This is a genomic window from Pseudooceanicola sediminis (assembly GCF_003575965.1).
GTDB lineage: Bacteria > Pseudomonadota > Alphaproteobacteria > Rhodobacterales > Rhodobacteraceae > Pseudooceanicola > Pseudooceanicola sediminis.
Window position 1 is genome coordinate 69399 of record NZ_QWJJ01000005.1, and the last position, 14140, is coordinate 83538.

Here is a 14140-nt window from a genome sequence, read left to right on the forward strand (position 1 = left end):
TGTCTCCTCGAAGATAGTTTACAAGGAAATTAAAAAATGTATACATTAAAACCGGGACAGCGAGGGGAGATTCACAGAGTGACCGACACCAGCACGGCGGCTTTCGTCACCTACGAGATGCGCGGCGACGTCGCCCTCATCGGCCTCAACCGACCGGACAAGCGCAACGCCATCAGCGACCGTTTTGTCGAAGAGATCGGCCGCGCTGTCGAACGTGCCCGCACACAGGCAAAGGCCGCCGTCCTGCATGGTCATGGCAAGCATTTCTGCGCCGGGCTGGATCTGGCCGAACATGTGCGCAAATCACCGATCGAGGGCGTGCACGGATCGCGCCGCTGGCACGAGATCTTCGGACGAATCGAATTTGGCCCGATTCCCTGGTTCACTGCCCTGCATGGTGCCGTCGTCGGCGGCGGGCTGGAACTGGCGGCCTCAGCGCAGGTGCGCGTGGCCGACGAAACCGCCTTTTTCGCCCTGCCCGAGGGGCAACGCGGCATCTTTGTCGGCGGCGGCGGATCGGTGCGCGCCGCCCGCCTGATGGGGGTCGCCCGGATGACCGACATGATGCTGACGGGCCGCTCTGTCGACGCCCGGCAGGCCGAGTCATGGAACCTCGTGCAATATGTCGTCCCGGCAGGTCAGGCCGTGGAAAAGGCGCTGGAACTTGCCGCCCGCGCCGCCACCAATGCCGAACTGTCCAACTACAGCGTCATCAATGCCCTGCCCCGCATTTCCGAGATGAGCCACGCCGACGGCCTGTTCGTCGAAAGCTTCATTTCCTCGTTCACCGCCACCAGCCCCGAGGCCGAGGCCCGCCTGACCGCCTTTCTGGAAAAGCGCGCGCCCAAGGTCACCGACCCGGGGCTGGCGTGATGGGGGCCGTGGGCAAACTCGCTCCCAAACCCTCCGCCGATGCGGCAGCGGGGGTCAGGTTGGGCGCGCTCCGCCACTCCATCGGCTTTCTGCTGCGGGTCTGCCAGGTGCGCCTGTATGACCAGTTTTACGAACGCCTCGGGGATTCAGACCTGCGACCGGGCGAATTTTCCCTGCTCTGGGTGATTTCCCAGAACCCCGGGATCAAACAGGGCGTGCTGGCCCAGACCCTGGCCATCAAACCCGCCCATATGACGAAAACCGTGCGCCGCTGCGCTGCGCGGGGGCTGCTGCACCGGGTCATTCCCGAAGACGACCGTCGCTCGGTCCAGCTCAGCCTGACCCTGCGCGGCACGGATTTCGTGACGGCGAACAGCCACAACTTCTTTGGCCCGACCGCCTACAACACCCATTCCCTGACCGAGGAAGAGGCCGCGACGCTGGCGCACCTGCTGCGCCGTTTCTGCGGCCTGCCAGACTGCGAACCAGAAAGGGCCGCCCGATGAATTTCGACGATCTCGTCGCCTTCGATTTCCATGTCCACGCCGAAGAGCCCTGCTGTGCCGCGCGCGACGATGGCTACAACGAATTCCAGGCGGGTATGGCCAAGTATTTCCGCAACCCCGCCGGGGTTGAGGGGATGCTGCCCACGGTCCAGCAGACCGCCGACTACTTTCGCGAACGCAAGATCGGCTTTGTCATCTTTCCCGTCGATGCCGAACGCGAAACCGGCTTTCGCCGCTACAAGAACGAGGAAGTTGCCGAAATCGCCGCCGACAACAAGGACATCATGGTGCCCTTTGCCTCCATCGACCCCGCCAAGGGCAAGATGGGCGTGCGCGAGGCCCGCCGCCTGATGCGCGACTACGGGGTCAAGGGGTTCAAGTTCCACCCCACCTACCAGGGCTTCTTTCCCAACGACCGCATGGCCTATCCGCTGTACGAAGCGATTGCCAAAGAAGGCGCGATTGCGCTGTTTCACACCGGCCAGACCGGCGTCGGATCGGGGATGCCCGGGGGCATGGGGATGCGGCTGAAATATTCCAACCCGATGTACCTCGATGATGTCGCGGTCGATTTCCCCGCGATGAAGATCATCGCCGCCCACCCCTCCTTTCCCTGGCAGGAGGAGGCGCTGGCGGTCGCGCAGCACAAGCCGAATGTATACATCGACCTCAGCGGATGGTCGCCAAAGTACTTCCCCCCGATCCTGGTGAAGTACGCGAATTCGCTGCTGAAGGACAAATTGCTGTTTGGATCCGACTGGCCGGCGATCACGCCGGATCGTTGGCTGGCGGATTTCGAGAAGATCGAAATCAAGGAGGACGTCCGGCCACTGCTTCTGAAAGAAAACGCGAGGAAGCTACTGGCCGCTTAACCAGAGACTCTAGGGAGGAGCTCACAATGCTGACAAGGAAACTTATCGCCCTTGCGATTGCCGGTCTGATGGCCGGGTCCGGGGCCGTTCAGGCACGCGATCTGCGTCTGGCCCCTGCTGCGCCCCCGGCGCATCCGGCCAACTACATGTACGAACACTTCAAGGACTACCTGTCCGAGAATTCCGGCGGCGCGCTGACCGGCACCATTCTCGGGCCGGAGGTCGTGGCCCTGCCGCAGATGAAGGACGCCCTGCAAACCGGGCTGGCCGAAATCGGCAACGCCCTGCCGCTCTATTTCCCCGCCGACATGCCCGTGACCGGCATCGCGGGCGACCTGGCGCTGCTGGGGCGCAACCCCCATGCGATGGCCATGGCGATGACCGAATTCGGCCTGACCTGCGCCCCCTGCCAGGAAGAATTCAAGAGCCTCGGCATGGTCTTCCTCGGTGCCGGTTCGTCCAACGTCTACAACCTGCTGACGACCAAGCCCGTGCGCAGCGCCGATGACATGAAGGGCCTGCGCCTGCGCACCGGCGGCGCCCCCTACTCCCGCTGGGCCGAAAACTTCGGCGCGACCCCCGTCACCATGGGCGTCGGTGACACGTTCGAGGCAATGTCCCAGGGCACCATCGACGGCACCATGGCCTCCACGGTCGACCTGCTGTCGTTCCGCCTGATCGACATCGCCAAATACGTCACGCTGATCCCGATCGGCACCTACCACGTCACGTCGAACTTTACCGTCGGGCTGAACCTGTGGAAATCGCTCAGCCAGGAAGAGCGCATCCAGATCGCCAAATCCGCCGCGCGGGCAAACTTCGACCTGACCGACCGCTGGGCGTTCCAACTGCCCGCCGCTGCGATGTCCGCGATCGAGGAAACCAAGATCGAGCTGATCGAGCCCGATGCCGATTTCCTTGCCGCTTCCGAGGCCTTCGCAGCCCAGGATGCCGCCGACCGCGTCGCCATGTCCGGCCCGCAGGCCGAGGTCTTTACCAAGCTGGTGGAAAAGTGGACCGCCATCGCGGCTGAGGTCGGTGACGACCCCGACGCGCTGTCCGAACGTATGGTCAGCGAAGTCTGGGACAAGATCGACCTGACCACCTACGGCATGTGATCAGACCACACCCCCGCCCCACACCGGGCGGGGGACCACCCCTTTCACGGAGAGCCCCGACATGTCCCGACTTGTCCGGCTGGCCATGACCATCAGCCGCGGTCTTGCCCTGATCGGCGCGACGGGTGTGCTGGTCATGATGCTGCACATCTGCGCCGATGTCATCGCGCGCAACCTGTTCCGCGTCTCGATCAGCGTCACCGCCGAACTGGTGTCGCGCTACTACATGGTGCTGACCGCCTTCCTGCCGCTGGCCTGGCTTGAGCTGCGCCGCGACATGGTCTCGGTCGAACTGATCGACTTTGCCCTGCCCCCGATCCTGCTGCGCGCCTCCGATGTGCTGGTCTGCCTGATTTCGGCAGGCGTCTATTCCGTCCTTGCCTATACCACCTGGGGCGCGGCCTTTTCCAACTACCGCAGTGGCACCTATGTCGAACTGGTCAGCTTCAAGCTGCCCGTCTGGCACAGCTTCTTCCTGCCCCCCATCGGCTTCAGCCTCGCCGCCCTGGCCTGCCTGATCATGGCCTGGGATTTCGCCCGAAACGGCACCGCCTCCACACAGGAATTCACCGCATGAGCGTCGAAGCTGGCTTTTACGGCATCCTTGCCCTGACCATCCTTCTGATCCTGCGCGTGCCTGTCGCCATGGCGCTGATCGCCGTGTCCTTTGCCGGGATCACTGCGATGATCGGTGCGGGGCCTGCCCTCGGCGTGCTGTCCAACACCCCTTATTCCTTCGTCGCCTCCTGGACGATGAGCGCGGTGCCGATGTTCCTGCTGATGGGCTTCATCGCCTTTCACACCGGCCTGACCGGCGGCCTGTTCGAGGCCGCAAAGGTGCTGCTGCGCCGCCTGCCCGGCGGCCTCGCGATCTCGTCCGTCTTCGCCTGCTCGGGGTTTGCCGCCGTCTCCGGCTCCTCCCTGGCCTGCGCTGCCGCAATGGGGCGCATCGCCATCCCCGAAATGGTCAAGGCCGGCTATCGGCCCTCCATCGCGGCGGGCTGCATTGCCGCCGGCGGCACCATCGGCGCGCTGATCCCGCCCTCGATCCTGATGATCATCTACGGCGTCTTTGCCGAAACCTCCGTCACCCAGGTCTTTGTCGGCGGCATCGGTATCGGTGTGCTGACCGCCATCGGCTATTGCATCACGATCATGGTGATCTGCTGGCTGCGCCCCGATCTGATCCCCGCCCGCACCGCAGACGGCGACGTGCCCCCCGACTGGTCGGCGGTGCTGCATGTGCTGCCGATCACGGTGCTGGTGCTGCTGGTGTTCGGCGGCCTGTTCTCGGGCGTCATCACCGCGACCGAGGCCGGGGCCGTCGGGGCGCTCGGCACGATCATCCTCGCCACCATCACCGGCCGGATGAGCCGCCATGCCCTGTCCCGTTCGCTGATCGAAACCGTGACATCGACCGGTTCGCTGTTCATCATCGGCGTCGGCGCGGCGATGTTCACCCGCTTCCTCGGCATCTCGGGGCTGTCGAGCTTCATTTCCTCCTTCGTCGCCAACGCCGACCTCTCCTATGCCGGGCTGCTGCTGGTGATCGTGCTGATCTACCTCATCCTCGGCACCTTCATGGAACCCTTCGGGGCGATGCTGATCACCCTGCCCATCTTCCTGCCGATCCTGCGCGCCGAAGGCATCAGCCTGGTCTGGTTCGGGGTTCTGGTGGTCAAGCTGCTGGAAATCGGCATGATCACCCCGCCCGTCGGCATGAACGTCTTTGTCATCAAGAACGTCGCGGGCAAATACGTCACCATCACGCAGGTCTTTGCCGGGGTGATCCCCTTCATCCTGATGGACCTGATCATCATCTTCCTGGTCATTGCCCTGCCCGGTATCGTGATGTTCCTGCCCGACCTGATGAAATGATCCACGCGCCCCGGCCTCGCCGCCGGGGCGCGTGGATAAGGGCGGACTGAAGTCGTGGCAAAAAAACACCGTTCAGTTACCGCTCGGATACCGTCCAGATACCGACGTTCGAATTCTGCGATATCAATGACTTGACCCGCAGATACCGACAAAGGGCACCGACATGCCGCGACAACGGCCCGACAGCCGCGCCAGAATGTCGCGCCCAGGTTTACGGAACAGGGCCGCAGGTCACACTGTTAACCTTTGGTCGGGCCGTTCATTTGACTCTTCAATCGTCAGAGGCGCCCCTCCACATCGGCTGAGGAGACCGCGATGAGCCCCCAAGACCCCCCCTCCGACCAGACAAAGCCCGACGACGTTTCCGACCTGCCGCACGACAGCGGCCCAGCCGGCGGCTGGGGATCGCTCAAGGGCATTGCGCGCATCTTTGGCGACCAGTGGCCCAGCCCCACCGTCACCGACACGTTGCGCCGCCTGAACAAACCCGGTGGCACCATGTGCGCCTCCTGCGCCTGGCCAAAGCCCGCGAATTACCACGCGTTCGAATTCTGCGAAAACGGTGCCAAGGCGACGATCTGGGAATCGACCTCGGCCCGCTGCACCCCCGATTTCTGGGATGATCATACCGTTTCGGCACTGCGCGACTGGGCCGATCATGACCTCGAAAGCACCGGTCGCCTGACCGCCCCCATGCGCTACGACGCCGACACCGACCGTTATGTCAAGGTTTCGTGGGACGAGGCATTTTCCGAAATCGGCACCATTCTCAAGGGCTTGCCGCCCGAAGAGGTGGTCTTCTATTCCTCGGGTCATGCCGGGCTTGAGGCCGCCTATCTCTGGGCATTGATGGCGCGCGCCTATGGCAACAACAACCTGCCGCAATCCTCGAACATGTGTCACGAGACGACCAGCGTCGGCCTGACCAAGGTCATCGGCTCGCCCGTCGGCACGGTCATCTGGGAGGATCTGGAGCAGACCGATTGCTTCTTTTTCTTCGGCCAGAACCCCGGCACCAACAGCCCGCGTTTCCTGCATCCGCTCAAGGCCGCCAAGGACCGTGGTGCGAAAATCGTCACCTTCAATCCGGTGCGTGAACAGGGCCTGATCTCCTTCGTCGATCCGCAGGATCTGCACGCCATGACCACGGGCGAGGCGACGGTGATCTCGGACCAGTACCACCAGCTGCGCGGCGGCTCCGACATCGCCGCGATCCTCGGTATCTGCAAGGCGGTGATCGAGGCCGACGATGCCATCGGCGGCGTCATCGACTGGGCCTTCATTAACGAACACACGCAGGGTTTCGAAGATTTTATCGACTTTGCCCGTACAACCCCGTGGCAGGCGATCTGCGCCGAATGCGGTCTGCCTGAATCCGACCTGCGCGACGCCGCCCGGGTCTATATGCAGGCCGAACGTGTCATCGGCGTCTACGGCATGGGCCTGACCCAGCAGACCCATGGCTCCTGGAACATCGGGATGCTGACCAACCTGTTGATGTTACGTGGAAATATCGGCCGCCCCGGGGCGGGCATCTGCCCCGTGCGCGGCCATTCCAACGTGCAGGGCCAGCGCACCGTCGGCATTGCGGAAAAAACCAAGCTGATCCCGATGGACAAGCTGCGCAACCTGTTCGGCTTTGAACCTCCGCAGCAGGACGGCCTGCATATTGTCGATGCAGCCCAAGGGCTTATCGACGGCACGGTAAAGGCAATGGTCTGCCTCGGCGGCAATCTCATGCGCGCCCTGCCCGACACCGACCGCCTTGAACAGGCCTGGCCGCGTCAGCGTCTCAGCGTGATGATCTCGACCAAGCTCAACCGTTCACACCTCTACCCCGGCCAATCCGCCTATATCCTGCCCTGTCTCACCCGATCCGAGGTCGACGACCAGGAAAGCGGCAACCAGTGGATCACGATCGAGGACAGCTTTTCGATGATCCACGGCTCACGCGGGCACCGCAAGCCCGCCTCGCCGGACCTGAAATCCGAACTCGCCATCACCTGCGGCATCGCCCGCGCCATCACCCCGGCGAACCCGGCGCTGACCTGGGAGGCCTGGCAGGCCGACTACGCCCGGGTGCGTGATCTGATCGAGGCAACATATCCCGATGATTTCAAGGACATGAACGCCCGCATGAACCAGCCCGGCGGCTTTTGGCGCGGCAATCCGGCGCATGAACGCGTCTGGAAAACCGACAGCGGCAAGGCCGAATTCACCGTGCCGGACAAACTGAACGCGCTGGATTTCGACGATGCTCCGGGCCGCTTTCGCTTGCTGACCATGCGCTCCAACGACCAGTTCAACACGACGATCTATGGCTATTCCGACCGCTTTCGCGGTATCGAGGGCACCCGCGACGTGCTTCTGATGAACCCCGAGGATATGGCCGAGGCGGGCCTGTCCCACGGCGATATCGTCTCGCTTGTCGGGGACGCCGCCGATGGCCTGCCCCGCCGGCTCGACGGCCTCAGCGTGGTGCATTTCGACCTGCCGCGCGGCACCGTCGGTTCCTACTACCCCGAATGCAACGTGCTGATCCCGGTCGGATTGCATGACCAGCTGTCAAAAACCCCCGCCTCCAAGGGGGTGCCCGTGCGCATTCAGGCCACCCGGCCAACTGCCTGACATTCCTGCAAAACTCCGCGCCACTCTCATCGGGCGGCGCGGAGATTCACCGTCGCGGGGTCAGGGCATCCGGCTGGCAATCCAGCGGGCGAATTCGTAATTTGGCCGCTCAAGATGGCTCAGCGAACCGGGCCGCGCCAACCGTCCCTGCATGCCGCGCCACACCCGCTCGGTACAGCCGCGATCCTCGTCATTGACGTGGTCCAGCAGCCCTTTCAACGTGGCGAAATGCACATCGGCCTGCGGATCGGCGGCAAAGTCGGGATGCAGGCCGCCGCCATAGACGATGTCGACCTCGCCCGGCGCGCTCGGCGTCAGGCAGAGGTACCAGAAATAGCCCGGTGTCAGCGTGATCAGCAGCGACGGATAGATCGCCATCAGCCAGGTCCGATACCGATCATCGCCCTGCAACGTCGTGTTGTCCTTGTGGGCAATCGACAGCGCGATGGAATCGTCCTTCAGGATGTGGTGATAGTTGAAATTGGCCTTACCCTCGGGGCAGGTCATGCGGCGCAGATCCACCGCGCCGCCGATCGTCGCCCCATGACACACCGGCAGGTGATAGCTCTCCATGAAGTTCTCGGCCAGGATCTTCCAGTTGGTGTTCCAGTGGTGCTCCTCTCGGAAGGTTTCGACATAGCTGGACATGTCGAGATAGCCGACCAGATCGTCGACCTCGCTCAGCTGCGCCTGCGGTTCGGGCAGATCCGCGTCCAGCGTCACCATGATCCATCCGTTCCAGTTGACACAGCGGATCGCGGGCAGGCTGTTGGCCTCCTTGCAGAACCCCGCGTTCATGTCCATCGCCGGGGCGCCGCGCAGGCTGCCGTCCAGCGAATAGGTCCACGCGTGGTAGGGGCAGGTGATCACGCGCGTGTTGCCGCGCCCCTCCAGCAGCACCGACATGCGATGGCGGCAGACGTTCGACATGGCGCGCAGCTGCCCCTCGCGGTCGCGCAGGATCAGCACCGGTTCGCCCGCGATCTGCATCGTCAGGTAATCGCCGGGCTGCTTCAGCGCATCGGCGCGCCCGGCACACAGCCAGGATTTCGCAAACACATGGGCCGCCTCCAGTTCCTGGAACTCGGGCGATGTATAGACGGATATCGGCATCGCATGGGCGTGTTCGAAAGCGACGGCGACATTGGCGCGCAGCTCGGCGGCGGGGTCATGAATGTTCATCAGTTTCTCCTGATCGGCGGCCGCTTTGGGAAATGCTCCCAGCTTCGCACGCACAGGCCGCGCCTCCCTCAGGCGGCCACAGCCACAGGTTCTGCCCTTGTGCCACGAAAGCAAGCGTCATCTTGGCGCCTGCCCCACCACGCACGAAAAAATGTCCGTCAATTAGGCGGCTGTCTCGCGCGCGCTCAACGCGCAGATGGCCGCGTGCTGGCTCAGGAACACCTCGCCCGTCATCTCGTCCAGGAAATGACTGCGTTTCAGACGGTCCATCACCGGGCCCTTCACTTCGCTCAGGTGCAGCCGCACGCCCGCGTCCCGCAGCCGGGTGTTGATCGCTTCCAGTGACTCCAGCGCCGACAGGTCGATATCGTTCACCGCGGCAAACATCAGCACCACGTCCCGCAGGCCGGGCTTTTCGGCGGCATGGCGCATCAGTTGATCTTCCAGAAAGCGGGCGTTGGGAAAATACAGGCTCTCGTCGACACGCAGCGACAGAACCTGCGGCTGCGTTTCCACATCATGGCGCAGCACGTTGCGATAATGTTCACTGCCCGGCATCCGTCCAACCACGGCGATATGGGGCCGCGACGTCTTGTACAGGTGCACCAGAACCGATGTCACGACGCCCGCCGTCACGCCAACCTCCACCCCCATCACCAGGGTCAGCAGGATGGTCACGCTGACCGCCGCGAAATCCGCCCGACTAAAGGCCCAGGCGCGCCGCAGGATCGAAAAATCGACCAGGCTCAGCACCGCGACGATGATGGTGGCGGCCAGCGTCGCCTTGGGCAGGTAATGGATCAGCGGCGTCAGGAACACCGCCGCCAGCGCCAGCCCAACCGCAGTAAACGCCCCCGCAGCCGGGGTTTCGGCCCCCGCATCATAGTTCACCACGGACCGCGAAAACCCGCCCGTCACCGGAAAGCCACCGGTCAGCGCCGCCCCGATATTGGCCGCACCCAGCCCGATAAGCTCCTGGTCGGGGTCGATCCGCTGACGCTTTTTTGCGGCCAGCGTCTGCGCCACGGAAATGCTCTCGACAAAACCGATGATGGAGATCAGCAGCGCGGGCAGGGCCAATTCCCGCACCAGCTCGGGCCTGAGCGATGGCAGCGTCAGCGGTGGCAGACTCTGCGGTACCTCCCCCACGATGGCGACACCCTGCGCCCCCAGATCAAGGCCCCAGGTGACCAGCGTGGTCGCCACGATCGCCAGGACCGGCCCGGTCTTGGCAACCAGATCGGCCATCCGCGGCCCCAGGCCGATCCGCCACAACAGCGGCTTCAGCCCCTTGCGCACCCAGAACAGGAACACCATCGCCGACAGACCCAGGCACAGGGTCACCGGGTTGATCTCGCCCAGATGGGGCCACAACGCGGACACGATCTCGATCAGCGTATTGCCCTCGCCCTGGATCCCCAACAGATGCCGCAACTGGCTGGCCGCAATCAGGATTCCACTGGCGGTGATGAACCCCGCAATCACCGGGTGCGACAGGAAATTCGCGACAAAGCCCAATCGGAACAGACCCAGGGCCAGCAGGATCGCCCCGGACATCAGCGCCAGCGTCACCGCCGCCGCCGCGTATCCCGCCGTCCCGCTGGCAGCGATATTGCCCACGGCCGCGGCCGTCATCAGCGACACCACCGCCACCGGCCCCACCGCCAGCGCCCGGCTGGTGCCGAACACCGCGTACAACAGGATCGGTGCGATCGACGCATAGATACCGGCCTCGGGCGGCAGACCCGCCAACAGCGCATAGGCCAGCGATTGCGGGATCAGCATGATCGTCACGATCAGCGCGGCCACGATATCTCCGCCAAAGGACGACCGGTCATAGCGCCGCCCCCAATCGAGAATTGGCAGGTAACGCGCAATCGAGTGCAGGTTCATCTAGGCAGTCCCATTCAGGTTGATCGGGCAACAGGCAGGGTATGTGCAGAATGGCCAGCGTCAGGCCCGGCCAGCTACAGGCCGGCCATGGGCCAGCCACGGGCCGGCGCCGCGAGGCGGGCAGCGGATATCGACAGGCCGGGGCGTGGTCCGCATGACGGCCACGCCCTGCCCCATATCTCACTCGAACCGGTTCACCGGCAGCTTCAGATAGGCGTTGCCATCCGCCTCGACCGGGGGCAGCCGCCCTCCGCGCAGGTTGATCTGCAGGGCCGCCAGAATGCGGGTCGGCAGCGACAGCGTGGCATCGCGTGCCTGGCGACGGGCGATCCAGTCGGTACGCTGGGTGCCGTCGCGCACATGGATGTTGCGGGCCTTGTGGTCGGCGACCGTCGCTTCCCATTCCGGCGTCTTGCGGGTCGAGGTGCCATAGTCATGACCGACGAACAGGCGCGTCTGCGACGGCAGCGACAGGATCTGCTGGATCGATTGCCACAGCGCCGAGGTATCGCCACCGGGGAAATCCGACCGCGACGTCCCGGCATCGGGCTGCATCAGGGTGTCATGCACAAACGCCGCATCGCCGCAGACATAGCTTACCGAACCCAGCGTATGCCCCGGCGACAGCATCACCCGCACCTCCAGATCTCCGATGCGAAACACCTCCTCCGCCTCGAATAGGCGGTCGAAATCGCGATGCGGATCAAACGCGTCGGGCAGGTTATACAGATCGGCCCAGAGGCCCGCGATCTCGGGCACCCGCGCGCCAATCGCCGCAGGCGCGCCCGTGCGCGCCCTCAACTGGGCCGAGGCCATGACATGGTCGGCATGGGGGTGGGTGTCCAGCACCCATTGCACCGTCAGCCCCTGCGCGCGCACCAGCTCCAGAACCTGGTCCATGCTCTGCGTGGAAAAGCGATAATTCTTCGGATCAAAGTTCCACACCACATCGATCAGCGCCGCCTGGCGTGTCACCGGATCGGCACAGATATACTGGATCGAACCTGTGTCAGGCTCGTAGATCCCCCAGACATCGGGGCTGCCCGCGCCCGTCGACGCGGAATGACGGACGAGCGGGGTACGCAGTAGATCGCTCATGCTGGGCCTCTTTCCTTCGATATGCGGGGCAACACGGCCTCGACCGCGCGCGCCCCGGGCCACCTTTTTCGGGGGCCATGGTCTCTCTTGTCTCTTGCCCGGCATGGCCGCACACACCGCCGATATTTGCGGGTGCGGGCCTTGCCTGGCTCTGTCATGCAGATATATTATGAATCACTTATATTCAAGAGGAAGAATATGAAAGCAGGCATGGATCTTCGCGACGGCGATATTCGCAGGGCGGCGACACTGATGGCGATGCTTGCCTCCGAGGCGCGATTGCAGATCCTGTGCCGACTGGTCGACGCTGAACGCTCGGTCGGTGACCTGGCCCGCGCCTGCGACCTGTCGCAGCCCAGCATGTCGCAGCACCTGAGGAAACTGAAGGACGCTGAGCTGGTCGTCGCACGCCGCGACGGCCAGACCATCTGGTATTCTCTCAGCGGAGGAGAGGTCGCCGCGATCCTGAAAACCCTGCACGGCCTTTACTGCGCCCGCTGAAACCGGCCCGCCCCGTCCCTGGCACGATCAGCGCGCGCCATACGCAGCCGGCGGGTCGCACCGGCGCGGCGCAAACACGTCAGGAGCCCGCAGCCTGCGGCCCCATCCCCGACGGCCAGGGGGCGATCGCCGGGCGCGCCACCACCGCCTCGTGTTCGCCAAAGACAACCTGGTCGCGCCCCTCGACCTTGGCCCGGTACAGCGCCCGGTCCGCGATCTCGAAGGCATCCTCAAGCCGCAATGTCGCCGCCCCCCAGCAGACGCCGATGCTGGCCGTGGTCGGCGGCGCGTTCCTGGCCTTCACCATGTCCAGCTCGGAAATTGCCGCGCGGATTCTCTGGGCAATGGCAGCGGCCTGTTCCAGGGTCGACGACGGCAGGCAAACTGCGAATTCCTCACCTCCGAACCGGGCGACCAGGTCGCCATCGCGCACGCAGGTCGACAGCTTGCGCGCGGCGGCGATCAGCACCTTGTCCCCCCCGGCATGGCCGAGCACGTCATTGACCTTCTTGAAATTGTCCAGGTCGACCAACAGAAAGGCCATGTCCTTCGATGTGCCGGTCCGGGTCACGGTGGCATAGGCCGCCTCAAAGGCGCGCCGGTTCAGCAGCCCGGTCAGGGGGTCGATCGACGCCTGCGCCTGTAGCCGCCTCCACCGTCGCGCCCGGCGCCTCTCGCGCTCCAGGAATCCGCCAAGAACCGTGGTGCCGATGATATTGGTCACCACCAGGAACGGCACGGCCGACGAAAAGACCGCCCCCCAGTAACTGCGCGGCAACAGAAACGTACAGACATAGGACAGGCTGATCGTCAGCCCCAGACCAACCAGCAGCTTCCGACTGGTCCGTTCCTGATTGCGCGTGAAATGCCGCCATGCCAATCCGGCGCAGGTCGCCACGAACAGCGACACGATGCACACGATCGCCAGCGGCTGGTCTTCGTAATATCGGGTCACGGCGGCCATGACAAAACTGATCAGCCCCGCCAACGGCCCCACAAAGGCCCCGGCGCAGCCCACGAACAGATTGCGCGGATCGATCTGGATGCCGTTGATGTGCATGACAGGTTGCAGCGATGCGGCGGCCGCACCGAACCCCAGGATCAGCCCCAGGACGATATTGCGTACCAGGCGGTGCGACAGGTTACGCGTTGCGATCCCGTAACTGATGGCAACCAACGCCATAAGACCGGCAAAATTGGCCGTCGATAAAAGATAGAGCGACATGAAATGGGGTACTCATTACCAAATTGTCTGAGCGAAATTCGCGCCCGCCGGGGGGTGATGCGGCATTAAAGTATGATAATATCGATTTGTGCAACCCTTGTGGCGCCTGCCGTCTTGCCGTTAGGTCAATTCTCTTTCCGACAGGGCCAGACAGGGCCATTCTTCCCCCTATTTCCCGCGTGTCAGGGGCAAATCCCGGCACTGCCATCGCGAATGGCCTCTGCCTCGCACACGGAGCACGCGCAAACCATACGGAATCGAACGGACTTTGAGGGGGGAGTATCTGAACGGGGTCTGCCGCCCGGGTCCTTCCACGCGCCACGGCATTGACCCGCGGGGCAGACACGCGGCAAAGGCCGGCGCCTC

At 64.0% G+C, this 14140-nt stretch carries 12 protein-coding genes; 8 read left to right on the forward strand and 4 right to left on the reverse strand.

Features of this window, described 5'->3' with window-relative positions; translation table 11 throughout:
* Window positions 1–78: 78 nt before the first annotated feature.
* The 7 genes from DL237_RS06780 to DL237_RS06810 all read left to right on the forward strand — a co-directional run bounded on the left by DL237_RS06780 (window position 79) and on the right by DL237_RS06810 (window position 7875).
* On the forward strand, window positions 79–873 hold the full coding sequence (locus tag DL237_RS06780; protein WP_233544890.1) for a crotonase/enoyl-CoA hydratase family protein: 795 nt from the start codon (window positions 79–81) through the stop codon (window positions 871–873).
* A gap of 8 nt (window positions 874–881) precedes the next feature.
* Complete coding sequence (locus tag DL237_RS06785) at window positions 882–1379, forward strand: MarR family winged helix-turn-helix transcriptional regulator (protein ID WP_158585598.1); 498 nt, start codon at window positions 882–884, stop codon at window positions 1377–1379.
* Complete coding sequence (locus tag DL237_RS06790; protein ID WP_119398305.1) at window positions 1376–2251, forward strand: amidohydrolase family protein; 876 nt, start codon at window positions 1376–1378, stop codon at window positions 2249–2251. Before DL237_RS06785 ends, DL237_RS06790 begins: the two co-directional genes overlap by 4 nt.
* 26 nt (window positions 2252–2277) lie before the next feature.
* Entirely contained in the window at window positions 2278–3369 is a 1092-nt protein-coding gene (locus DL237_RS06795) for a C4-dicarboxylate TRAP transporter substrate-binding protein (protein WP_119398306.1), read from the forward strand.
* A 61-nt stretch (window positions 3370–3430) separates the two neighbouring features.
* Window positions 3431–3946 (forward strand): TRAP transporter small permease, encoded by a 516-nt coding sequence (locus DL237_RS06800; RefSeq protein ID WP_119398307.1) that lies wholly within the window; start codon window positions 3431–3433, stop codon window positions 3944–3946.
* Window positions 3943–5247, forward strand: a complete 1305-nt coding sequence (locus DL237_RS06805; RefSeq protein WP_119398308.1) for a TRAP transporter large permease — start codon at window positions 3943–3945, stop codon at window positions 5245–5247. The genes DL237_RS06800 and DL237_RS06805 overlap by 4 nt, the downstream gene beginning before the upstream one ends.
* 315 nt (window positions 5248–5562) lie before the next feature.
* Entirely contained in the window at window positions 5563–7875 is a 2313-nt protein-coding gene (locus tag DL237_RS06810) for an FdhF/YdeP family oxidoreductase (RefSeq protein WP_119398309.1), read from the forward strand.
* A gap of 60 nt (window positions 7876–7935) precedes the next feature.
* Here DL237_RS06810 and DL237_RS06815 read toward each other — a convergent pair whose 3' ends face one another.
* The 3 genes from DL237_RS06815 to DL237_RS06825 form a co-directional block, all read right to left on the reverse strand.
* Entirely contained in the window at window positions 7936–9057 is a 1122-nt protein-coding gene (locus tag DL237_RS06815) for an aromatic ring-hydroxylating oxygenase subunit alpha (RefSeq protein ID WP_199672007.1), read from the reverse strand.
* A gap of 162 nt (window positions 9058–9219) precedes the next feature.
* Window positions 9220–10950: a SulP family inorganic anion transporter gene (locus tag DL237_RS06820; protein WP_119398310.1), complete on the reverse strand. Its 1731-nt coding sequence runs from the start codon at window positions 10948–10950 to the stop codon at window positions 9220–9222.
* A gap of 180 nt (window positions 10951–11130) precedes the next feature.
* Window positions 11131–12048 (reverse strand): MBL fold metallo-hydrolase, encoded by a 918-nt coding sequence (locus tag DL237_RS06825; RefSeq protein ID WP_119398311.1) that lies wholly within the window; start codon window positions 12046–12048, stop codon window positions 11131–11133.
* 198 nt (window positions 12049–12246) lie between these two features.
* Here DL237_RS06825 and DL237_RS06830 point away from each other — a divergent pair, with 198 nt between their 5' ends.
* On the forward strand, window positions 12247–12549 hold the full coding sequence (locus tag DL237_RS06830) for an ArsR/SmtB family transcription factor (protein WP_119398312.1): 303 nt from the start codon (window positions 12247–12249) through the stop codon (window positions 12547–12549).
* A gap of 79 nt (window positions 12550–12628) precedes the next feature.
* Here DL237_RS06830 and DL237_RS06835 read toward each other — a convergent pair whose 3' ends face one another.
* Window positions 12629–13774 (reverse strand): diguanylate cyclase, encoded by a 1146-nt coding sequence (locus DL237_RS06835; RefSeq protein WP_119398313.1) that lies wholly within the window; start codon window positions 13772–13774, stop codon window positions 12629–12631.
* Between the last annotated feature and the right edge of the window lie 366 nt (window positions 13775–14140).

Excerpts from the sequence above, each read along its gene's own strand:
- DL237_RS06805 (WP_119398308.1), top strand. The coding sequence starts at position 3,943 with ATGAGCGTCGAAGCTGGCTTTTACGGCATCCTTGCCCTGACCATCCTT.
- DL237_RS06810 (WP_119398309.1), top strand. The coding sequence starts at position 5,563 with ATGAGCCCCCAAGACCCCCCCTCCGACCAGACAAAGCCCGACGACGTT.
- DL237_RS06790 (WP_119398305.1), top strand. The coding sequence starts at position 1,376 with ATGAATTTCGACGATCTCGTCGCCTTCGATTTCCATGTCCACGCCGAA.
- DL237_RS06800 (WP_119398307.1), top strand. The coding sequence starts at position 3,431 with ATGTCCCGACTTGTCCGGCTGGCCATGACCATCAGCCGCGGTCTTGCC.
- DL237_RS06835 (WP_119398313.1), bottom strand. The coding sequence starts at position 13,774 with ATGTCGCTCTATCTTTTATCGACGGCCAATTTTGCCGGTCTTATGGCG.
- DL237_RS06825 (WP_119398311.1), bottom strand. The coding sequence starts at position 12,048 with ATGAGCGATCTACTGCGTACCCCGCTCGTCCGTCATTCCGCGTCGACG.
- DL237_RS06795 (WP_119398306.1), top strand. The coding sequence starts at position 2,278 with ATGCTGACAAGGAAACTTATCGCCCTTGCGATTGCCGGTCTGATGGCC.
- DL237_RS06815 (WP_199672007.1), bottom strand. The coding sequence starts at position 9,057 with ATGAACATTCATGACCCCGCCGCCGAGCTGCGCGCCAATGTCGCCGTC.
- DL237_RS06830 (WP_119398312.1), top strand. The coding sequence starts at position 12,247 with ATGAAAGCAGGCATGGATCTTCGCGACGGCGATATTCGCAGGGCGGCG.
- DL237_RS06820 (WP_119398310.1), bottom strand. The coding sequence starts at position 10,950 with ATGAACCTGCACTCGATTGCGCGTTACCTGCCAATTCTCGATTGGGGG.